The 21,559-nt window shown below is 69.1% G+C and carries 19 protein-coding genes; 5 read left to right on the forward strand and 14 right to left on the reverse strand.

Annotated elements, in window-relative coordinates:
• Nucleotides 1–525 precede the first annotated feature (525 nt).
• A complete protein-coding gene (locus AVR91_RS29905; protein WP_063276186.1) occupies nucleotides 526–1,509 on the reverse strand; it encodes a phosphotriesterase family protein in 984 nt (327 codons plus the stop codon).
• Between the two features lie 5 nt (nucleotides 1,510–1,514).
• Entirely contained in the window at nucleotides 1,515–3,167 is a 1,653-nt protein-coding gene (locus tag AVR91_RS29910; protein WP_063276187.1) for an AMP-binding protein, read from the reverse strand.
• Between the two features lie 76 nt (nucleotides 3,168–3,243).
• On the opposite strand from AVR91_RS29910, the gene AVR91_RS29915 reads away from it, so the two are divergent.
• Complete coding sequence (locus AVR91_RS29915) at nucleotides 3,244–4,065, forward strand: enoyl-CoA hydratase-related protein (protein WP_228709389.1); 822 nt, start codon at nucleotides 3,244–3,246, stop codon at nucleotides 4,063–4,065.
• Between the two features lie 22 nt (nucleotides 4,066–4,087).
• Here the strand turns inward: AVR91_RS29915 and AVR91_RS29920 are convergent, their stop codons facing one another.
• On the reverse strand, nucleotides 4,088–4,873 hold the full coding sequence (locus tag AVR91_RS29920) for an SDR family oxidoreductase (RefSeq protein WP_063276188.1): 786 nt from the start codon (nucleotides 4,871–4,873) through the stop codon (nucleotides 4,088–4,090).
• Nucleotides 4,870–5,625: an SDR family oxidoreductase gene (locus tag AVR91_RS29925; RefSeq protein WP_016333231.1), complete on the reverse strand. Its 756-nt coding sequence runs from the start codon at nucleotides 5,623–5,625 to the stop codon at nucleotides 4,870–4,872. The genes AVR91_RS29920 and AVR91_RS29925 overlap by 4 nt, the downstream gene beginning before the upstream one ends.
• Before the next feature lie 124 nt (nucleotides 5,626–5,749).
• Here AVR91_RS29925 and AVR91_RS29930 point away from each other — a divergent pair, with 124 nt between their 5' ends.
• Nucleotides 5,750–6,364 carry a TetR/AcrR family transcriptional regulator gene (locus AVR91_RS29930; RefSeq protein WP_063276189.1) on the forward strand — a complete coding sequence of 205 codons (615 nt, stop codon included), beginning with the start codon at nucleotides 5,750–5,752 and terminating at the stop codon, nucleotides 6,362–6,364.
• Between the two features lie 158 nt (nucleotides 6,365–6,522).
• Nucleotides 6,523–7,896 carry an MFS transporter gene (locus AVR91_RS29935; RefSeq protein WP_063276190.1) on the forward strand — a complete coding sequence of 458 codons (1,374 nt, stop codon included), beginning with the start codon at nucleotides 6,523–6,525 and terminating at the stop codon, nucleotides 7,894–7,896.
• On the opposite strand, the gene AVR91_RS29940 is transcribed toward AVR91_RS29935, so the two are convergent.
• Nucleotides 7,855–8,814 carry a helix-turn-helix transcriptional regulator gene (locus AVR91_RS29940; RefSeq protein WP_063276191.1) on the reverse strand — a complete coding sequence of 320 codons (960 nt, stop codon included), beginning with the start codon at nucleotides 8,812–8,814 and terminating at the stop codon, nucleotides 7,855–7,857. The genes AVR91_RS29935 and AVR91_RS29940 overlap by 42 nt on opposite strands.
• A 229-nt stretch (nucleotides 8,815–9,043) precedes the next feature.
• Between AVR91_RS29940 and AVR91_RS29945 the strand changes: the two genes are divergently transcribed.
• Nucleotides 9,044–9,508 (forward strand): nucleoside deaminase, encoded by a 465-nt coding sequence (locus AVR91_RS29945; RefSeq protein WP_172843503.1) that lies wholly within the window; start codon nucleotides 9,044–9,046, stop codon nucleotides 9,506–9,508.
• On the opposite strand, the gene AVR91_RS29950 is transcribed toward AVR91_RS29945, so the two are convergent.
• Nucleotides 9,505–10,764 (reverse strand): GGDEF domain-containing protein, encoded by a 1,260-nt coding sequence (locus AVR91_RS29950; RefSeq protein ID WP_063276192.1) that lies wholly within the window; start codon nucleotides 10,762–10,764, stop codon nucleotides 9,505–9,507. The genes AVR91_RS29945 and AVR91_RS29950 overlap by 4 nt on opposite strands.
• A 224-nt stretch (nucleotides 10,765–10,988) precedes the next feature.
• Here AVR91_RS29950 and AVR91_RS29955 point away from each other — a divergent pair, with 224 nt between their 5' ends.
• A complete protein-coding gene (locus AVR91_RS29955) occupies nucleotides 10,989–11,939 on the forward strand; it encodes a chitinase (RefSeq protein ID WP_063276193.1) in 951 nt (316 codons plus the stop codon).
• A 100-nt stretch (nucleotides 11,940–12,039) separates the two neighbouring features.
• Here the strand turns inward: AVR91_RS29955 and AVR91_RS29960 are convergent, their stop codons facing one another.
• The 8 genes from AVR91_RS29960 to AVR91_RS29995 form a co-directional block, all read right to left on the reverse strand.
• The gene (locus AVR91_RS29960; protein WP_228709390.1) at nucleotides 12,040–13,608 is read right to left on the reverse strand and encodes an ABC transporter substrate-binding protein; all 1,569 of its coding nucleotides are present in this window, start codon (nucleotides 13,606–13,608) and stop codon (nucleotides 12,040–12,042) included.
• 19 nt (nucleotides 13,609–13,627) lie between these two features.
• Nucleotides 13,628–15,652, reverse strand: a complete 2,025-nt coding sequence (locus tag AVR91_RS29965) for an ATP-binding protein (protein WP_063276015.1) — start codon at nucleotides 15,650–15,652, stop codon at nucleotides 13,628–13,630.
• Nucleotides 15,653–15,835: 183 nt separating this feature from the next.
• The gene (locus AVR91_RS29970; RefSeq protein WP_063276016.1) at nucleotides 15,836–16,297 is read right to left on the reverse strand and encodes a hypothetical protein; all 462 of its coding nucleotides are present in this window, start codon (nucleotides 16,295–16,297) and stop codon (nucleotides 15,836–15,838) included.
• A gap of 217 nt (nucleotides 16,298–16,514) precedes the next feature.
• Nucleotides 16,515–16,784, reverse strand: a complete 270-nt coding sequence (locus AVR91_RS29975; RefSeq protein WP_143254151.1) for a hypothetical protein — start codon at nucleotides 16,782–16,784, stop codon at nucleotides 16,515–16,517.
• A 117-nt stretch (nucleotides 16,785–16,901) separates the two neighbouring features.
• Complete coding sequence (locus tag AVR91_RS29980; protein ID WP_083715754.1) at nucleotides 16,902–17,504, reverse strand: TetR/AcrR family transcriptional regulator; 603 nt, start codon at nucleotides 17,502–17,504, stop codon at nucleotides 16,902–16,904.
• On the reverse strand, nucleotides 17,501–18,340 hold the full coding sequence (locus tag AVR91_RS29985) for an SDR family oxidoreductase (protein ID WP_063276017.1): 840 nt from the start codon (nucleotides 18,338–18,340) through the stop codon (nucleotides 17,501–17,503). The genes AVR91_RS29980 and AVR91_RS29985 overlap by 4 nt, the downstream gene beginning before the upstream one ends.
• Nucleotides 18,341–18,350: 10 nt before the next feature.
• Nucleotides 18,351–19,517, reverse strand: coding sequence for an acyl-CoA dehydrogenase family protein (locus tag AVR91_RS29990; RefSeq protein WP_016333218.1), 1,167 nt, complete (start codon nucleotides 19,515–19,517; stop codon nucleotides 18,351–18,353).
• The gene (locus tag AVR91_RS29995) at nucleotides 19,514–21,466 is read right to left on the reverse strand and encodes an ATP-binding protein (RefSeq protein ID WP_063276018.1); all 1,953 of its coding nucleotides are present in this window, start codon (nucleotides 21,464–21,466) and stop codon (nucleotides 19,514–19,516) included. Before AVR91_RS29995 ends, AVR91_RS29990 begins: the two co-directional genes overlap by 4 nt.
• Nucleotides 21,467–21,559: the final 93 nt, after the last annotated feature.

Raw genomic sequence — 21,559 nt, forward strand, 5'->3', positions numbered from 1 at the left:
TGGCTGCTGTGGTTGCTGGTGCAGGTGAGCTGCAGGTGGCGATCCCTGAAGGTAGTGAAGGCCTCCTTGCCTACCTTCAGGGTAGGCAAGGAGGCCTTCACGGACTACGCGATCGCCACCCGCGGCTCAGCCGAGGCAACTCGACCTTCACACGTTCCCCAAGTACGTGAAGGCCCCCTTCACTGCGTCTAGCACAGTGAAGGGGGCCTTCACGTACTTCAGCTGCGAGCGAAGGGCAGCGGTGGCGTGGTGGGGCGCGTCTCGGGAGTGGCGATTCGGATTAGAGCCGCCCGTGTCCTCGGCACCTCCCGATCCGAAGTCCGTGAAGGCCTCCTTGAGGGACTCTGGGTCCCTCAAGGAGCCCTTCACAGACTTGGAAACACCGACAGGGCGTGCGCGAAGGCGTGATTCGCGTGACTGGGAGGCGCACTCGGGGTGTTCCGCCGCTGATCACGCGAGTCCCGGATTCGATCACGTCAGTGCGATCTCACGACCACCCCGACCCAGGCCCCAGAACGACGGGGGTCAATACGCGCCGCCGTGCTCGAAGAACCGGCGGGGATTGTGCACCAGCATCGTCGTTATGTCCTTTTCGGAAACCCCCGACTCCCGCAAGGCGGGCAGCACATCCCGGGTGATGTGGAGGAAATGCCAGTTCGGTGCCACGGCGGCCATCTTGTCCCGCTCGAACCAGTCGATGAAACACGAGGCATCATGGGAGAGGACCATGCTTTCGGCGTAACCGCGCTCGCACATCGCCGCGACCGTGGCCACCCGGTCGTCGAACGACAGCAACGGGTCGAGCCCGAACCGGTCCATGCCCAGCAGCGATCCCTTGTCGGCGATTTCGGTGAGGTAATCGAGGTCCGTGGTGTCGCCGCTGTGGCCGATGAGGACCCTGCTCAAGTCGACGCCTTCGGAAGCGAACACGGCCTGCTGTTCGAGGCCGCGGCGGGTGGGCGCGTGGGTGTGGGTCATGATCGGCGCGCCGGTCTCCCGGTGCGCCTTCGCGACCGCGCGCAGGACGCGTTCGACGCCGGGAGTGACCCCGGGTTCGTCGGTCGCGCACTTCAGCAGGGCCGCCTTCACCCCGGTGCCGGCGATCCCGTCGACGATGTCGCCGGTGAAGAGGCCGACCAGCGGATCTTCGCCGTCGTCGAAGATGAGGCCCGGTCCGCGGTGGTGGAGGTAGTGCGGGACGTCGTTGTAGGTGTAGAGCCCGGTCGCGACGATGATCCGGAGGTCGGTTTCGGCCGCGACCCGCTGAACGCGCGGGAGGTAGCGGCCGAGCCCGATCACGGTGGGGTCGACGATGGTGTCGATCCCGGCGGCCTTGAGTTCGTCGAGCCGCCGGATCGCGTCGGCGACGTGTTCGTCTTCGCGGAACCCGTCGTGCTCGGGGTGGTTCGCCATGAACTCGGGACTGAGCACGAACAGGTGCTCGTGCATGAGCACCCGGCCCAGCTCGCCGGTGCCGACGGGCCCTCGGACGGTTTCGACCTGCGCCATGCCGCTCAGCCCCTCTCCCGGAGTTCGCGGCGGAGGATCTTGCCGCTCACCGTTTTCGGCAGTTCGTCGAGCACCTCGATCACGCGCGGGTACTTGTACGCGGCGAGGCGTTCCTTGCAGAACGCGACGAGATCCTGGGGGTCGGGCGTGGTGCCCGGAGCCGGGCTGATGTAGGCCTTCACGGTCTCGCCGCGATACTCGTCCGGAACGCCGACGACAGCCGCTTCACGCACCGCGGGATGCGTGTACAGGACGTCCTCGACCTCACGCGGCCAGACCTTGAACCCGGAGGCGTTGATCATGTCCTTCTTGCGGTCGACGACGTAGACCCAGCCGCTCGGCTCCATGAAGCCGATGTCGCCGGTCAGGAGCCTGCCGCCGGGCAGCGCGGCTTCGGTCGCCTCGGGCCGGTTCCAGTAGCCGGGGATCACCATCGGACCTTCGACGGCGATCTCGCCCGCCGTCCCGAACGGCAGCTCCTCGCCGTTCTCACCGAGAATGCGCACGATCGTCCCCGGCACCGGCAGGCCGATCGAGATCGTGCCGGACGCTTCGTCGATGGGCGCTTCGAGACTGCTCGGGACGACGATGCAGCCCGCGGTCGTCTCGGTGAGCCCGTAGCCGTTGTGGATGTAGTGGCCGAACCGTTCGCGGAACGCGGCGACCACGGCGGGCGGCAGCGCGGCGCCGCCGGAGTACAGCAACTCGAACGAGTCGAAATGTTCGCGGCCGACGCCGGGGTGGGCCATCAGCGCCATGTACGCCGTCGACGGGCCCACCGTGTACACGGGCTTGTGTTCCAGGAAGGCGTCGAGCACCACGCCGGGCTCGAACCGGTACGCGAGCGCGAGCGTGCCGCCGATGTCGATCGCGGAGGCGATCTCGCAGACCATGCCGGTGATGTGGAACAGCGGGGCCAGACCGAACAGCGTGGCGCCCTCGCCGAGACCGCTGAACGTGCTGAGCACGGCCGCGTTCGCGCCGAGGTTGCCGTGGGTGTTCATCGCCCCCTTCGGCGTCCCGCTGGTGCCCGACGTGTAGCTGATCAGCGCGACGTCGTCGGGGCCGAGGCGGGGGTCAGGGGGCGGATCTCCCGCCGCCCGCGCCACCGTCAGCAGATCGGCGGCGCCGGGGGTCGGCTCCCGCACGATCCCGCCGAACACCCGCGCGTCGTCGCGGCCCTGCAGGTCCAGTTCGCTGGTGGTCAGCGCGATGGTCACGCCGCTGCCGGGCACCAGCGGGCCGATCCGGCGGTTCCATCCGCTCTGCGAGCAGACGACCGCGCGCACCCCCGCGTCCTCGAAGACGTGCCGGAGTTCCCGCTCGCGGTACATCGGGTTGACCGGGACGACGATCCCGCCCGCCTTCCAGGCTCCGAGCAACGCCAGCACGAACTGCGGGACGTTCTGCAGGACCAGGGCGAGCCGGTCCCCCGGGGCGAAACCGGAGGCCAGCAGATGACGCGCGACGCCGTCGGAAAGCTCGTCGACCTCGCGATAGCTCATCGTCGCGTCGAAGTAGGCGATCGCCGTGGCCTGCGGGGAGCGCCGCACCGCCCGCCGAAAGGACGCGGGGACCGTGGTCGCTTCCGGTGTCCCCGCCGCCTTCATCCGATCTTCGTAGGCGGCCAGCCACGGCTTCGCTTCGTACCGGCTCATGCAGGTTTCCTCCCTGACAAGACTCGACGATCCCGTAAGCATCCGCTTAGTATGTCGATGACGCAAGGAGGTCGACGTGACCGATCAGCTCTCACCGTCCGAAGTGGACACTGCGGACACGGTCCGGTACGCCGTGGACGGCGCCGTCGCCACGATCACCTTCGACAAACCCGAGCGCGGCAACGCGATGGATCAGCCGATGCAGATCCGCTACGGCCGGCTGCTGGGCGAGGCGTCGGCCGATCCCGGGGTCCGTGCCGTCGTCGTCACCGGCGGCGGGCGCTCCTTCTGCCCCGGCGCGGACCTGGGGCTGCTGGAGGACATCTCCGCCAACGGCACGGGCACGCCGGAACGGGAAGGTTTCCGCGACGTCCTCGCCGCCGCGTATGCCGACGTGCCGGTGGTCGCGGCGATCAACGGCGGCTGCGCCGGGCTCGGTTTCGTCATCGCCTGCGCCGCCGACGTCCGGTTCGCCGCGGCGGGCGCGAAGTTCACCACCGCGTTCGCGCGGCGCGGCCTCATCGCCGAATACGGTGTGGCGAAACTGCTTCCCGAACTCGTCGGCCGCGGCCGGGCGCTCGACCTGCTGCTCTCCGGGCGGACCTTCACCGCCGAACAGGCGTACGAGTACGGCCTGGTGCAGGAAGTCGTGTCGCCGGAAGAGCTTTCGGCTCGGGCGATGGCCTACGCCACCGAACTCGCGACGTACAGCGCGCCACGCTCCATGGCGCTCATGAAACGGCAAGTCCTTCGAGAAGCCGGGCTCTCCCTGGAGGATTCCGCCAGGGAGGCCACCTCCCTGATGCTCGAATCCTTCGGCCACCCGGAACTTCCCGAAGGCCTGGCCAGCTGGAACGAACGCCGCCCGCCGGCTTTCCCGCCGTACCAAGGCGATTAGGCCGCGTCCGGTCCCGCGGTGCTCACTCCCCGCTGACCTGCTCCACCTTGCGCTGCAGCTTGTTCATCCCGCCGAGCCAGCGGTCGGTCTGCGTGGCCCGCGCGGCGTAGTAGTCCGCGACCTCGGGATGCGGCAGCACCAGAAAACGGTCCTCCGCGATGGCCTCGAACAACGCGTCCGCGACCTGTTCCGGCTGGATCGCCGACGCGCCCATCAGCAGTTCGCCCGCGGGGCCGGTGTTCTCCAGCATCGCCGTCCGCACGCCCTGCGGGCAGATGGCCTGCACGGTCAGCCCGCGGTGCCGGTACGTCGCCGACAGCCATTCGGAGAACGCGAGCGCGCCGTGTTTGGTCACCGAGTACGAAGCCGAACCGAGACTGGTCAGCAATCCCGCCGCCGACACCGTCGAGATGAAGTGCCCGCGTCCGCGTTCGAGCCACGGCGGCAGGAGCAGCCGCGCCGCGCGCACGTGCGCCATGACGTTGACGTCCCAGATCCGCGCCCAGTCCTCCTCGGGCGCGTCGACGCCGCCCATCGGCGCGATCCCGGCGTTGGCACAGAAGACGTCGATCTCGCCGAGGGTTTCGCGGGCCGCCGCGATCAGCGACGCGACTCCCGCTTCGCTCGCGGCGTCACCGGCGACGGCGGTCCCGCCGATCTCCTTCGCGACCTCGGCCGCGGCGTCCCCGTTCAGGTCGCCGACGACCACGCGCGCGCCCTCGGCGGCGAACCGGCGGGCGAGTACGGCACCGATCCCGCCGCCCCCGCCGGTGACGACGACACCGGATCCGGTGAAGGACGGCGTCACAGGCCACCGGCCAGTGTCACGCCGCCGTCGAGGACCATCGTCTGCCCGGTGATCCAGCCCGCCTCTTCCGAAAGCAGGAACGACACGGCGCTCGCGATGTCCGCCGGGACGCCGAGGCGCTTCATCGGGTACGGCTCCGAGACCTCTTCCTCGCGGCCTTCGTACAGCGCGGTCGCGAACTTGGTCTTGACCACGGCCGGCGCGACGGCGTTCACGCGGATCTTCGGGCCCAGCTCGAAACCGAGTTCCTTGGTGAGCCGGATCAGCGCGGCCTTGCTGACGCCGTACATCCCGATCCCGGGCGACGCGCCGAGCCCGGCGATGGACGCGACGTTCACCACCGCGCCGCCGTGCTCCCCCATCCACGCGTCCCGCGCCCGGCGGGTCCACGAAAGCGGGGCGAGCACGTTGACGGCGAAGATCTTCGCGGCGGCACCGGGGTCGACGTCCAGGGTCGGCCCGAACACCGGGTTGATGCCGGTGTTGTTGACCAGCATGTCGAGCCGCCCGAAGGTCTCGATGGTCTTGGCGACGGCCTCGGCCTGGTGTTCGTCGTCGTCGGCCTTGCCCGGCACGGCGATGGCGACGGCCTCGCCGCCCAGTTCGGCCACCGCCTCGGCGAGCGGCTCCGGCTTGCGCGCGGTGATGCACACCTTCGCGCCGCGCTCGACGAGGTCCTTGGCGATCCCGAGGCCGATGCCCCGGCTGGCCCCGGTGACGATCGCGACGCGATCCTTGAAGGAGTGGTTCACTCTGTCGATCTCCTCTGTGTTCACTAGCGAGCGCATTCACTAAGCGAGCGCTCACTTACAATGGGAAGGTCCGGAGACGCTGTCAAGCCCACACTCCGGTTCGAGCGTCTGGGAGGATCTGCGGATGACCATGTCGCTGTCGGCCGAACTGTGGCCCGACGTCCAGCCGGAGACGGCACGGCGGCTGATGCTGGCCGGCGTCGAATCCTTCGCGCGGCGCGGCTATCACGCGACCACCACCAGGGACATCGCCTCGGCGGCGGGCATGAGCCCCGCGGCGCTGTACGTGCACTTCCCGTCCAAGGCCGCGCTGCTGTTCGCCATCTCGAAGTACGGCCACGAGCAGACGCTCTCCCTGGTCGAGAGTGTCGTGGCGCGGGAGTCCGACCCGGTCGAGCGGATCCGGCTGCTGGTGGAGGACTTCGTGGCCTGGCACGCGCGGAGGCACACCGTGGCCCGCGTGGTGCAGTACGAACTGCAGGCACTGCCCGACGAGGAGTTCGAGATCGTCGCGAAACTGCGCCGCCGCATCGAGCAGGTCGTGCGCGAGGTCATCACCGAAGGCACACAGGCGGGTGTGTTCACCGTCGGCGACCCGCACACCGCGGCCCGCGCCGTGCTCTCGCTCGGCGTCGACGTCTCCCGCTGGTACAGCGAGCGGGCCCGCCAGACGCCCAAGAAGCTGGGCCAGGAGTACAGCGAGCTGGTGCTGCGCATGCTCGGCACGAAACTCTCCTGACCAGTACTGATCGACCTCTCCCGGCGATACCGCCACCAGAGTGACATACCAACTGGTCGGTATCTAGAATTACCCGTTGAGACGTTGACCACATACTAAGCGGTTGTTAACTTGCCCGGACTGCATCGCCGCAGCAGCGCCGAGCGAAGGGCATCCAGATGGCCGACACCGCACCGAACGCCCCCGGAACCGCCGCCGAACCGACGATCACCGTCTCCCAGCGCAGGAAGGCCGCGACCGCGGCGGCACTCGCCTCATCGGTCGAGTGGTACGACTACTTCGTCTTCGGGATCGCCGCCGCCCTGGTGTTCGGGAAGACCTTCTTCCCCACCACCAACGCCGCGGCCGGCGTCCTCGCCTCGTTCGCCACCTTCGCCGTCGGTTTCCTCGCCAGGCCGCTCGGCGGGATCATCGCGGGCAGCCTCGGCGACAAACGCGGCCGGAAACCCGTGCTGGTGCTGGCGATCGCGCTGATGGGCGCGGCGACCACGCTGATCGGCCTGCTGCCGACCTACGATTCGATCGGCATCGCCGCGCCGATCCTCCTGGTGCTGCTCCGGCTCGTGCAGGGGGTCGCCGTCGGGGCCCAGTGGGGTGGCGCGATGCTGCTCGCCACCGAGTACGCGCCGCCCGGGAAACGCGGTCTCTACGGCAGCCTCGTCCAGCTCGGCGTCCCGATCGGGGTCGTGCTGGCGAACACGGTGTTCCTGATCGCCGCGCAGGTCGCGCCGCCGTCCGACTTCCTCGTGTGGGCGTGGCGGATCCCGTTCCTGGTCGGCGTCCTCGTGCTCGGGCTGGCCTGGTACATGCACGTCAAGATCGACGAGACGCCCGAATACCGCCGCGCCGAAGCGAAACTCGCCGCCGAGGAACGCGGGCGGGCCAAGTCGCCGCTGCGCGACGTCCTGCGCCACCACAAGGGCACGGTGCTGCTGGCCGGCGGTTCGTTCATGGTCAACACCGCCACCTTCTACATCCTGCTGAACGGCGTCCTCGACTACGCCACCCGCCATCTGGGCATGTCGCGGACCACCGTGCTCGTCGCGACCCTGCTGATCAGCACACTGCAGCTGGCGATCATCCCGCTGGCGGCGAAACTGTCCGACCGGATCGGCAGGCTCAAGATCTACACCTTCGGCGCGGCGGGGGTCGCGCTTTGGGCGATCCCGATGTTCCTGCTGATCGACACGGCGTCGCTGCCGCTGTTCGTGGTCGCCTCGTTCGTGGGCTCGCTGTTCCTCGGCATCATGTACGGCCCGCAGGCGGCGCTGTTCGCCGAACTGTTCACCGCCGAGATGCGCTACACCGGCGCCTCGCTCGGCTACCAGATCAGCGCGGTCGTCGGCGGCGGGCTCGCGCCGTTCATCATGGTGCTGCTGCTGGAATCCACCGGGACCTCGATGTCGGTTTCGCTCTACATCATCGTGCTGGCCCTGATCTCGCTCGGTTCGATCGGCCTGCTCGCCAAACGGGCGCGGTCCACTTCGGACTCAGACGACCGCGCGCGCGAAGCGGTCGGCGACCAGTCGTAGCTGCTCCTTGACCTCGTCCGGGGCCTCCTCGACGACGAAGTCGACGTCCCAGTGGGCGAGGTAGTAGGGCATCACCGAGAGGTCGTTGGAACCGACCCTGACCCGGCAGGTGCGCTCGTCGATGGCCTCGATCGTCCCGGCGGTCGGGGACACGTACTCGGCGAGCGCCTCCGCCGAGGCGTTGACCCGCAGCACCATCTGGTGCGGATACGGCGAGGACGTGATCCCGCGGGAGACGTAGGCCGCGAGGTCCTCGGCGGGCGGTTCCCTCGGCGTGAACCGGAAGCTCGTGTCCGGGACGCCGTCGATGCGGTCGACGCGGAAGGTCCGCCAGTCGTCGCGATCGAGATCGAACGCGACCAGGTACCACCGGCGCCCGGTGTGCACCAGGCGCAACGGCTCGATGTAGCGCTCGGTGACGTCGCCGCTGTGGCTGCGATAGCCGAACCGGAGCCGCTGATGGTCGCGGCACGCGGACGCGATGACCGTCAGCGCGGCCGCGTCGATGACCGGGACGACGCCGCCGAGCGGGATCATCGCGGCGTTCAGCGCGGTCACCCGGTGCCGGAGCCGGGCGGGCAGCACCTGCTCCAGTTTCGTGAGCGCGCGCACCGAGGTCTCCTCGATCCCCGAGACCGTACCGTTCGCGGCCGTGCGGAGCCCGACGGCGACCGCGACCGCCTCGTCGTCGTCCAGCAGCAGGGGCGGCAGCGCGGCCCCCGCGCCGAGCCGGTAGCCGCCCGCGACCCCGGGCGTGGCATGCACCGGGTAACCCAGCTCGCGCAGCCGCTCGACGTCGCGCCGGACCGTGCGGACGTCGACCTGCAGCCGGTCGGCCAGGTCGGCGCCCGGCCAGTCGCGCCGCGCCTGCAGCAGGGAGAGGAGCCTCAGCAGCCGTGCCGACGTGCCGGTGGTCATCGGTTCGCTCGCTTCATGGGAGGGAGTCTGGCAGACATTCAGGACAGGTCCGGTCCGCATCTTCACGTGACCCAGTGGACGACACGTGTGATCAGACGGACGACACGCGTGATCGGGTGGACGACACGCTCGCGGCCGGGTCGCCATCGCGTGTCGTCCGTCTGATCACGCGTGTCGTCCGTCCAGTCACGCGAAACCGCCCGGTCTGACGCCACTTACGAGCCGTAAGGTGGGCCAGGTGATCGATCCCGCGCAGCTGCTGTCCGTCGCCCGCGAAGAGGCCGAACTCGGCAAGGCCGAGGGCGGGGTCCCGATCGGCGCCGCCCTCTTCGACACCACCGGTGTCCTGCTCGGCCGCGGCCACAACCGCCGGGTCCAGGACGGCGACCCGTCGATGCACGCCGAGACCTCCGCGTTCCGGAACGCGGGCAGGCGGCCGCACTATCGCGACACGATCATGGTCACCACCCTCTCCCCCTGCTGGTACTGCAGCGGCCTGGTGCGCCAGTTCGGCATCGGCCGGGTGATCATCGGCGAGGCCACCACGTTCGAGGGCGGGCACGGCTGGCTCGAGGAGAACGGCGTCGAAATCACCCTGCTCGACGACCCGGCCTGCACCGCGCTGATGACCGAGTTCATCCGGGACCACCCGGAGCTGTGGTTCGAGGACATCGGCGTCCCGGCCGAGGACTAGCTTTCGGCCTCGAAGACGACGGTCCGGTTGCGCCCGGCCCCCTTCGCCGCGCGCATCGCCTGGTCCGCCGCGCCGACGAGCCGGTCGAGCGTCTCGCCGCCGGCGGGATGCGACGACACCCCGATCGAGACGGTCGCCCCGGCGAACGTCCCACCCAGTGAGACGAAGGTCGAGGAGATCCGCATCCGGATGCGTTCGGCGATCGCGTGCGCGTCGAATCGGGTGGTGCCGGGCAGCAGGACGACGAATTCCTCGCCGCCGAACCGGCCGACCAGGTCCGCCGCCCGGACCTCCGCGCGCAAAGTGTCCGCCACCGCGCGGAGGACGTCGTCGCCGACGTGCCTGCCGTGCCGGTCGTTGAGCCGGGCGAAGTGGTCAAGGTCGAGCATCAGCAGCGAAAGATCCGCGCCACGGCCCCGAAGCAGTTCGAACTGGGTGCGCGCACCGTCCAACCAGGACGACGCGGTGAGCAGTCCGGTGCCGGCGTCCGTACCCGCGTGGCCGCGCAGGGCGCGCATCGTCCCCGCCCGGTGGAGTACCACGAGTGCCCCCGCGAGTACCACGGCGACGTACGGCCAATCCGCCGCCGACCACGCGAGCAGCAATCCGAACGCGACCATCGCCGCGTCGAAGGCGAACCCCGACGGTTCCGCCCCGAATTCGGCGGCGGGCGCGGCCAACGCGGCGTCGACGGACAGGAAAATCAGGCCGGTGGCGAAAACCAGGGCGAAACTCTCGAAATCCCTTGCCGCGTCGGCGAACGGCGGCGCCCCCAGCAGTACCGGGATGATCGAGGCACCGAGTGCCGAAAGCATGGTGGCGGAGGCCGCGAACACCTGGCGGTGCGGGATCCCGCGCCGGATCCGGCACCAGCGATAGCCCGCCGAAGCGACGACGAGTACCGCGGCGAGCGCGGGCGGCAACAGCAAAGCGCCCGCGAAAATCCACGCCGCGTCCAGTCCGGCCCCGAGCCGCGTGTCGGCACGGGACCGCTCGACGGGCCGCGAAAGCTCCGAACTGAGGATCATTCCCCCCAGCAGAGCCGAAAACGGGAGCAAGGACGACGGCGCGGGCGGCCGCAACACGAAGAGGTAGGCGGTGGCGGCGAAAGCGGCGAAGTCGACGAGGAGCAGGTATCCGATCAGGCCCCGCCTGGGTAGTTCCCACAGGCTCCAGGACCCCAGGATCCGGCGCGGCGCGGCGAGCCGGTCTCTCCGGCCGCGGCTTCCGGTCGCCATCAGGGAGTCCCCCACCATTTCGGCAAACTAGCCGGTAATCGCGGTGGTGTCGATCCGCTTTCCGGGTCATCACCCCCCTACTAAGGTCGGTCGTTTCCCCCGGGAATCCCGGTGAATTCTTGACAGTCCTCAATGGTCTAGTCCACCGTGAGTGAGCGCACCCTCCCGGTTGATACGCCGCGTCAAGACGGAGGTGCTCCACACCTGCGCGCCTCGCCGCGCGCGTACCAGTTGGAGGACCTATGAAATCCCTACGACGCTGGGCAACACTGGCCACCGCCGCCGGCGCCGCTCTCGCCACGGCCGTCGGCCTCGCCCCCGTCGCCTCGGCGGCCCCGGACCCGGTGCTCGCCTCGCCCTATCTGTACCAGTGGTCGGGACAGACGGACCCGATCGCCGCGATGAACGCCACCGGGGTCAAGGCCTTCACCCTCGCGTTCATCCTCTCCGACGGCGGCTGCAACCCGAAATGGGACGGCAGCCGTTCCCTCACCGGCTCCGACGCCACGCTGATCAACAACATCCGGGCCAAGGGCGGCGACGTCATCCCGTCGTTCGGCGGCTGGTCCGGTACGAAGCTCGGGCCGAAATGCGGTACGCCCGCGGCACTCGCCGGCGCGTATCAGAAGGTCATCGACGCCTACAAGCTCAAGGCGATCGACCTCGACATCGAGAACACCGACGAATTCGAGAACTACACCGTCCAGGACCGGATCCTGAACGCCATCAAGATCACGAAGCAGAAGAACCCCGGCCTGCGCGTGGTCATCACCATCCCGACCGAGGTGAGCGGCCCCAACGCGCACGGGAAGCGGCTGATCAACCAGTCGAAGGCGCTCGGTGCGGGCGTCGACGCGTGGTCGGTCATGCCGTTCGACTTCTCCAGCGGCGGTGACATGGCGGGCAAGACCCGCAGTGCCGTGGACGGGCTGAAGAACGTCGTGAAGTCCACCTTCGGCTTGAGTGACGACGCGGCCTACCGGCGCAGCGGGCTTTCGTCGATGAACGGGAAGACCGACGTGGCTGGCGAGACCGTCAGCGTCGCCGACTTCCGCGCGATCCGCGACTACGCGGCGAGTAAACATCTCGCCCGGCTGTCGTTCTGGGCGGTGAACCGCGACTGCAACAACTGCGCGGGAATCTCGCAGGGCAAGTACGACTACACCAAGATCGTGGCGGGTTACACCGGCTGACTTCCGTTCCCCACCGGTGTCAGGCCTAGGGTGAGCCCTCGGTACAGGTGGTCGTGAGTGGCGATTCGGGTTCTAACCCGAATCGCCACTCACGACTGCATCAGCGGCCACAGTCCGCCTTCGTGTTCAGCGGCCTCCCCCGCGACCACACCAGGTCGACCGGATGCACCGAACCGTCCGGATCGATCGACAGGATCGGCAGCGCCTTGTCGAGCTGGTTCCCCGTCGCCTGGTCGAAAGCGACGAACCCGGTCGCGCCGGGCACCGGGGAGTTGCAGTCGATGCTGCGCAACACGTCCGGCACCGAAACCGGATCCGACGACACGTTCTGCACCGCCGCTTCGACGGCCGCGGCGACGGCGTCGTGTTCGATCATCGCTGCACCGTCCCACAGTTCCGCTTTGGGGAAGCCGTGGGTACCGGTGAATTCGGCGACGAAGTTGTCGTAATTCTTCTTGTACGTCGGATACGCCGGATCGGCGGTGAACATATCCCACTGGTCGGGATACGCGAGGGCCGTGTAGCGGAGCCGGACACTGATGTCCTTGTTCAGCTGCAAGGGTTTCCCGGCGAGCGTGCTCGCGTCGTCCCCGGTCATCACGGTCACCGTGTCGAGCCCCTCGCAGGCGCCGTCGCCCGCCAGCGCCGCCACGAGGGCGCCGAGGTCCAGTCCACGGCCGGCGAAGTAGATCAGATCGGGTCTCGCGCCACAGATGTCGTTGTGCCACCTGCTGAACAGCCCTCGCAGATACGCCTCACGCGAGGTGTCGGTGAGCGGCTTGACGTCGTAGGTCTTCGTGAAGATCACCGGGACCTTCGAGGAGCTCTGGAAGGCTTCGGCGAGCGTCGTCGCGTAGGTGTCCTCTTTGCTGACGCCCTGGATCATCATCACGCGCCGGAAACCGTGCGCGGCGATGTATCCGGCCGCGGCGCGGGCCTCGTCGGTGTTGGTCGGGCCCACGCGGAAGAAGTTGTCGATCCGCACGCCCTTGGGGTCGGTGTTCATGTTGTCCGCGGTGACGGTCGCGCCGATCGTGGCGATCCCGTGCCGGGACAGTTCGGCCACCAGCGCCCGGCTGCTCTCCGTGCTGATGCCGATGTCGGTGACCGCCACGATGCGCTGGGCGGCGGCCGCGGCGACGATCTCCTCCGCGACGACCTGCCAGTGCTCGGCGTTGCTCCCGTAGTTGGCCAGCATGAGCTTGATCCCCGGCGGCCCGTTCTTCGGCCAAGCGGCGGTGATCGCGCCCTGGACCTCCCGCCGGACGAACGGGAACGGCTGGCTGTCGACCTTCGGATCGGGCGCCAGGTTCTCCAGCACCACGATGGTCTTGAAGTTCTCGCCCGCCTTCTCGTTGCGGCTCTTGATGAGCTTCTCCAACGGGTCGAGCGGATCGTCGGCCCGCATCGGACCGGAGTCGAGGTTCAGCCCGACGCAGACGTACGACGAGCCGATCGACTCCTCGTCCGCGTCCACCGCGCGCAGCCCCCGGCCGCAGGATTCCCACGGGCTGATCGACACCAGCGCGGCACCCAGCAGCACGACGACGATCGCGATCAGCAGCACCCGATGGCGGTGGGCCCAGCCGCGTGGCCGCACCGGTGGCCCCGTCGCCGCGCGTTCACGGGCCTCGGACATACGTGTTCTCAACGAATCGAGCCAGGACATGACGGAGTTCCGTTCCGGGTCAGGGGAATTCGCCGCGACGGGCGGCTTCCTTGGCCGACACGAGCGCGCCGACGTCGGGCTGGTGCGAAGTGGTGGCCAGCGCGGCGAAGGCGTTCGCGATCACCTGGTGCTGGGCCTGCCCGCGGACCGCGAAGGGGCTGGCGGTCAGCCAGCCCGCCGCGATGAGCCGGGCGACGTTGTTCCGGATCTCGGACCGGCCGGCCGGGCACTGCGCGTTGTCGAGGTTGACGAGTTCTTCGTACAGTTCCGCGTGATCCCGCTCGGGCGGCAGATCGTCCGGCGCGTTCAGCACCAGTTCGAGCTTCGCGATCCACTCCGCGTGCGGGATCCGGTTGAACTCGCGCTCGAAGAACGTGACCACTTCGCCGATGTCGCCCAGCGCGAGATTGCAGTAGGCCAGCCGCACGGGATCCTGTGCGGTGTCCGGATCGTCGCGCAGTGCCTTGAACTGGCCGGTGTAGGTCGGCCCGTCCCCGTCGCCGCGCCGGGCCAGCGCGGACACCAGGTTCGCCGCGATCCACGGATGCAGGGCGGCCTGGTCGTCGGTCGAACCGGGCGAATTCCTGGCCGTCACCCACAACGACGTGCGCAGTTCGGTCAGGATCCGCCCGACGTGCGGCTGGTCGATCCGGCTCTGCGCGGCGTCCGGGATCAGCCAGGGCGCGGTCGCGAACGGGGCCGCAGTCACGAAGTCGTCGACGTGGACGTCGTCGAGGTGTTCGGTCAGGGCGAGCTTGGTCAGCCTGGTGTAGCAGGGATCCTCCCCGCCGCGCGGATCGGTGGTGAGCAGGTCTCGATCGCCCTCGCGCGCGTCGCTCGCCCGCAAGCGCCCGGTGAGCTGCTCGACCGCCGACGGCAGTCCGCCGGTCGCCCGGTGCGCGAGCGTGACCTTCGGCGTCCGCGCGCCGGAATCGAGGATCCGCGCGATCCGCCCGATCGACTGGGGTGGGATCCGGATCGGGTAGTAGGCCGAGTCGAGGGCTCCGTTGGCCGGGTTCGCCCAGTCGTCGTACGAGGCCTCCTCGCAGTCCACCATCGGCCGGGCCGCGGATCCGGCGCCGGGCACGGGTTTCCACGGCGGCAGCCAGGCGGTGCCCCAGTCGTCGTGCCACCGTCCGCTGGTGGCGATGACCAGCAGCGCGTCGTGTGCCTCGCGGTCGTTCGGATGCTGGACGGCATGCCGTTCCCTGGCGGCGATCAGGTCGGAGAGGAACTCGGTCCCGCCGGGGTGGTCGACGTCGTCGAGCACCACCACCCAGTTGTGCCAGTGCCTGCGCTGCTGCGAGATGTCGCAGGTACAGGGACTCTTCTCCTCCGGCCTGGCCATCCGCGGATGGTTCTCCCGGACGTCGCCGAGGAACGCCGCCATCAGCCACTCGGTGACCGCCTTGGCGTCACGGGCGCTGCCGTGCGCGAGCCGGTTGAGTTCGAGTAGCGCGTCGAACGGGGATCTCCCCTCGGCGTGGGGGAAGTCCGCCAGCGACCGCAGTGCCTTCCCGAGCCGGGGCCGGATGTTCCGCACCAGATGAGGGAACGTCTGGCGGAACAGATCCGCGTACGGGGGCTCGACGAGACCGGTCGCCTTCGCCGTCTCGGTCAGCGTGTCGAGCGTGCTGTCCATCGCCGGTGTCCAGATGATCCGGTCGAGACTGCCGAGCAGCGACTTCAGTTGCGCCAGGTCTTCGTCGCGATTTCGACCGGAAAGTTCCGCCTGGACTGCGATCAGCGCGATCGTGAACCGAATGAACTGCGGTTTCGGTCGATTTCGCCATTTTCTCGACAACGAGTAGGCCAGTTTCGTGAGCACGTCGATCGTGCCCGCCCGGCCGCCTTGCCCGAAATCGAATCCGGCGTGGACGACGCCCCAGCCCAGGTCGCGACGGATCGCTTCCAGTGCCGTGGTCTTCCCCGAACCGACCGGGCCGAGCAGCAACGTCACCGGCTGCGGGCGCGACGGATTCCCCGTCTCGCGGTTGATCAGCATTCTCCGGGCGAACTGCACCGCGGGAGAATGTCGGTCCACACTCATTTTCCTGTTTCAGCCCCTAGCCGTGCTCCGGGAGGAATGGAGAGTGCGAACCATCGTAGGTAAGCGGCCGAAGGCGGGGCACAGGAAAAATGACAAGCAGACACGAACGGACGAAACCGGAGATGAATCGTGATTCTTGTTCGACGGTGAGCGACGCCGTCGATCACCCGATCGGCGCTACCGGCCCCATTGCGGCCAGCGACCGCCTTGATGACCGCCGCCGTAGTACCACTCGTAATACTGCTCGAAGTCGTGATGTCCGGTGCGCGGCTCCGGACGTTCTTCGGGTTCCGGGGTGGGTGTCGGGGACGGCGTCTCCGAGCCGTGCAGCGACGCGGTCATCGGCGGCGGGGGTGCGACACTGCCGCCCGGGGGTCCCGACGGGACGGGCGAGGAGACCGGGGCGTCGATCGCCTGCGGGGCGATGGTCAGCGACGGCGGCAGGAGCGGGGTGCCCGGGACGACGTCGGCCGGGTCGGCCGGGACGAGCACGACGGCCAGCAGCCCGCTGACGAGCACGCCGCCCGCCGAAAGCGCCGAGATCCGCCGGATCCGGCCGGTGCCGGAAGCGGTTTCCGGAGCCCGGTGCTTCGGCCCGCGCGGTCCCCGGCGACGGGGCGCCGCACCGGCTTCCCGCATCAACGTGCTCAGTGTCTGTTGATGAACCCGCTGGCGAGTTCGACACAGCGGGTTCAGGGCGTCCTCACCGGCATCGCGGCGAGCCGTGCGTGCCATCGGCACCTCCCAACCCAGGCCCGTCGCTCGGCGACGGCCTCATCCCGGGGTGGATCCTAGGAACGCGGGACGTGCTTGTAAACGGTCGTCGTCCACTGCGGACAGACGATGCGGTGAAAGGTCAGGCGGCGGCGGTGACCGCGATCGCGGCTTCGCCCGCCTCGGTCAGCTCGGCGGGCACCCGGCCGGTGACCGCGGAGGGTCCGGTGGTCTCGGCGGGGCGGATGTACCCGCCGTGGGCCAGCGCGTGCGCGGTCATCTGGTCGCAGCAGGCGAACCCGTCGATGAAGAGATCCGGCTCGCAGCTGCACGACATCTGGGCACGGCGCGCCGCGACCGCTCGCAGCATCGCCATCGCGCGATGGGACAGTTCGACCTCTGAACCGGACACCGGACTGGACCTCTCTCGATCAGCCACCTGAATCAGCAGCACTCACACCGTGTTATCGGCCGCTGCTCCATCAGTGTTAACAAGATCTCAGACGTCGCCGGTGACTTTTCGGTTCCGTCAGATCTTCGCCGACGCCAAGGCCGGTTCCAGTACCCGCGCCCACTGCGCGACGATCTGCTTGCGCCGCTTCGTGTCGTCGGTCAGCAGGTTCGCCAGGCCCAGGCCGCGGGCGAGATCGAGAGTGGCCTGGACCAGCTCGCGAACGCCCTGGTGGGACTCGTCGACGCCGAGCAGCTCGACGGTCACCCGGTGTGCTTCGCGGCCGACGCGGGCCTCCAGCGGCACCAGTGTCGCCCGCAGCGAGTCGTCGGTCGAAGCCGCGACCCACAGGTGGAGCGCGGCACGGAACAGCGGCCCGCTGTAGAGGTTGAGCACCATGTCGACGGCCCGCTCGATCCGCGACCGGCCCGACGGCAGCTCCGCCGCACGGGCCCGCAGTTCCACGATCTGGATTTCGCCGACGTGCTCGACCGCGGCCGCGACCAGGTCCTCCCTGGTCGGGAAGTGGTGCTGGGCGGCACCACGCGAGACCCCGGCGCGCTCGGCGATCAGCGCGACGGTGGTCCCGTGCCAGCCCAGTTCCCCGATCGTCTCGACGGCGGCCTCGACCAGCCGCCGCCGGGTCGTGCGGCTGCGCTCCTGCTGTGGTTCGCGGATCACGGGGTGCGGCTCTCGACCCAGAAATCGAGCTGCAGGTCGTCCTCCGACCCGCCGATGCGGTACTTCGAGAAGTCCGTGACGCCCTCGGCGGCCAGCACCTCGTCGTCGAGGTAGAAGTTCCCCGTCGCCTCGGTGCTCGGTTTGGTGAGGATCGCGTGCGCGGCGTCGGCCATGATCTCCGGCGTCCGCGATTTGGCCGCCAGCTCCGCGCCGACGACGTTGCGGATCGCCGCGGTGTCGATCGTCGTGCGCGGCCACAGCGAGTTCGCCGCGATGCCGTACTGCCGCAGTTCCGCCGCGAGCCCGACGGTCACCAGGCTCATCGAGTACTTCGCGATGCTGTACGCGAGATGCCCGGCCTGGAACCACTTCTCGTCGAGGCTGATCGGCGGCGACAACGTCAGGATGTGCGCGTTCTCCGCCAGCTTCAGATACGGGATGGCCAGCTTCGACAGCAGGAACGATCCGCGCGCGTTGATGTCCTGCATCAGGTCGTAGCGCTTCATGCTGACGGACTCGGTCGGGGTCAGATCGATCGCGCTCGCGTTGTTGAGCACGATGTCGATGCCGCCGAACTGCTCCGCGGTCCGCGCGATAGCGGCCTCGACCGACGTGTCGTCGCGGACGTCGCCGACGATCGGCAGCGCCTGACCGCCGGCGTCCTCGATCGCCTTGGCCGCGGTGTAGAGCGTGCCCGGCAGCTTCGGATGCGGCTCGGCGGTCTTGGCCAGCAGGGCGATGTTCGCCCCGTCGCGGGCGGCGCGGACCGCGATGGCCTCGCCGATCCCGCGGCTCCCGCCGGAGATGATGAGCGTCTTGCCGTGGAGCGTGCTCATGGACGCCTCCTCAGTAGGACCGGGGCAGGCCGAGGCTGTGCTGGCCGACGAAGTTGAGCACCATCTCGCGGCTCACCGGCGCGATCCGGCCGAGGCGGACGGCCGTGACCAGCGTGCCCAGCCCGTATTCGCTGGCCAGCCCGTTGCCGCCGTGGGTCTGCACGGCCTGGTCGACGGCCCGGATGGCGACCTCGGCGGCGGCGTACTTCGCCATGTTCGCCGACTCGCCCGCGCCGAAGTCGTCGCCGGAGTCGTAGAGCGACGCGGCCTTCTGCGTCATGAGCTTGGCCAGTTCCAGCTCGATCTTGATCTCGGCCAGCGGATGCGCGAGGCCCTGGTGGGTACCGATCGGCGCACCCCACACCTTGCGTTCGTTGGCGTAGCCGACGGCCTTGCCCAGCGCGTAACGCGCGATGCCGAGCGAGAACGACGCGCCCATGATGCGTTCGGGGTTGAGCCCGGCGAACAGCTGCGCGATCGCCGCGTCCTCCTCGCCGACCAGCGCGTCGGCGGGTAGGTGGACGTCGTCGAGGAACAGCCCGAACTGCTTCTCCGGCGAGACGATGTCCATGTCGATCTGCTTGTACTCGAAGCCGGGCGTGTCGGTCGGGACGGTGAACAGCGCGGGCTTGAGCTTGCCGGTCTTGGCGTCCTCGGTGCGGCCGACGACCAGGACGGCGTCCGCCTCGTCGACACCGGAGATGTAGACCTTCCGTCCACTGAGGACCCAACCGTCGGCGTCCCGCTTCGCGGTGGTGGTGATCTTGTGCGAGTTCGACCCGGCGTCCGGTTCGGTGATCGCGAAGACCATCCGCCTGCTGCCGTCGGCGATACCCGGCAGCCAGCGCTTCTTCTGCTCGTCGGTGCCGAAACGCGAGATGACCGTGCCGCAGATCGCCGGCGAGACGACCATGAGCAGCAGCGGGGAGCCGGCTGCGGCGAGTTCTTCGAGCACCGCGGCGAGATCCGCGATCCCCGCTCCCCCGCCGCCGTACTCCTCGGGCAGGTTCACGCCGAGGTAGCCCAGCCGTCCGGCCTCGGCCCACAGTTCCTCGGTCTTGAGCCCGGCACGCGCCTGCTTGGCGTAGTACTCGTACCCGTACTTCTTGCCGAGTTCGGCGACCGCGGCCCGCAGCGCGACGCGCTCCTCGGGCTCGGTGAAGTTCATCGCGTTCATTCGTCGTCTCCTACCACCGCGAGGATAGTGCCCACTTCGACCTGTTGTCCGACCACCACCGGGAGTTCCGTCACGACGCCGTCGGCGGGCGCCGCGATCCGGTGTTCCATCTTCATCGCTTCGAGCCACAGCAACGGATCGCCGGTCTTGACGGTGTCGCCGGCCTCGACCGCGAGCCGGACCACCGTGCCCGGCATCGGCGCCACGAGCGAACCGGCGGCGAGCGCCGCGTCGGGATCGGTGTACCTCGGCACCACGCCCAGTTCGACGGAGCCGTCCGGCGAATCGACGTACACCGTGTCGCCGTATCGGGCGACGGCGAACTTGCGCCGCACCCCGGAGACTTCCAGGACCACGCCGCCGTTCTCGGCGGAAACCAGTTCGACGCCTTCGAATCCGTCGGCGCGCAACCCGTCCCGGCCGAGGCTGTAGCCGACCTCGAGCTCGTCGTCACCGTGACGAAAACGTTTGCGCTGCCCTTGGGAACGGACGTTGCGCCAGCCGCTCGGCAGCCTGCTCTGCACCCGGGCCTCCGAGCGGTTCGCGGCCGCACCGGACAACGCCGCCGCGAGCGCGGAAATCCGTACGGTGTCCACAGTGGCCAGTGGACGGGCCAGGGTGTCGAGTCCGTGCCGGTCGAAGAACGCGGTGTCGGTCTCTCCGGCGAGGAAAGCCTCGTGGCGCAACACGTTCACCAGCAGGTCGCGGTTGGTCACCACACCGTGGATCTCCGCGCCGGCCAGGGCACCGGCCAGTGCCCGCGCCGCGCTCCGGCGATCCGGGGCGTAGGCGATGACCTTGGCGAGCATCGGGTCGTAGTGCACACCGACGGTCTGCCCGCTGACGAAACCCGAGTCGAGCCGGACACCCGGGCCGACCTCGAATTCCCGCTGTGCCGCGGGAAGCTCGAAACGGTGCAAGGTGCCGCTCTGCGGCTGCCAGCCCGCGGCGGGGTCTTCGGCGTAGAGCCGGACCTCGATCGCGTGGCCGGTCGTCGCCGGCTCTTCGATCGGGAGGTGCTCGCCCTCCGCGATCCGCAACTGCAGCGAGACGAGGTCGAGCCCCGTCGTGGCCTCGGTGACCGGATGCTCGACCTGGAGCCGCGTGTTCATCTCCAGGAAGTAGAACCGCCCGTCCGGTCCGGCGAGGAATTCGACCGTTCCGGCACCGACGTAGTCGATCGCCTGCGCGGCCTTGCGCGCGGCGTCGAACAGCGCCTCCCGCATCGCCTCGTCGACGAACGGCGACGGCGCTTCTTCGACGACCTTCTGGTGACGGCGCTGGATCGAGCACTCGCGCTCCCCCACCGCCCACACCGTGCCGTGGGTGTCGGCGAGCACCTGGACCTCGATGTGACGGCCGGTCTCCAGGTACCGCTCGCAGAAAACGGTCGGGTCGCCGAACGCCGACGCGGCCTCAGCGCTCGCGCCTTCGACGGCCTCGGCGAGTTCGCCGAGCGTGCGCACGACACGCATACCGCGTCCACCACCTCCGGCGGAGGCCTTGACCAGCAACGGAAGGTCGGCTTCGGTGACCTCGGCCGGGTCCAATTCGGACAGGATCGGGACACCGGCCTCGGCCATCATCCGCTTGGACTCGACCTTCGAGCCCATGCTCTCGATGGCTTCCGGCGGCGGGCCGACCCAGGTGAGTCCCGCGTCGAGCACGGCGCGGGCGAACGCGGCGTTCTCGGACAGGAACCCGTAGCCGGGGTGGATCGCGTCGGCGCCGGTCTCGACGGCCGCCTTGATCAGCAGTTCGGCCCGCAGGTACGTGTCGACGGGCGCGTTGCCCGGCAGGCGGACGGCGAGATCCGCCTCGGCGGTGTGCGGCGCGTCGGCGTCCGCGTCGGAGAACACCGCGACCGTGCCGATCCCGGCGTCGCGGCAGGTGCGGAACACGCGACGGGCGATCTCACCGCGGTTGGCGACCAGAAGTTTCTCGATCATGCCGCTCACTGTCCTTTACGCGAGATTGCGCGCGTCCGCGATCGGGTCGCCAGGGCGCGACTTCGCGTAGAATCCGCGCGGTTGGTCGACAAG

It is taken from the genome of Amycolatopsis keratiniphila subsp. keratiniphila (assembly GCF_001620365.2).
Taxonomy (GTDB): domain Bacteria; phylum Actinomycetota; class Actinomycetes; order Mycobacteriales; family Pseudonocardiaceae; genus Amycolatopsis; species Amycolatopsis keratiniphila.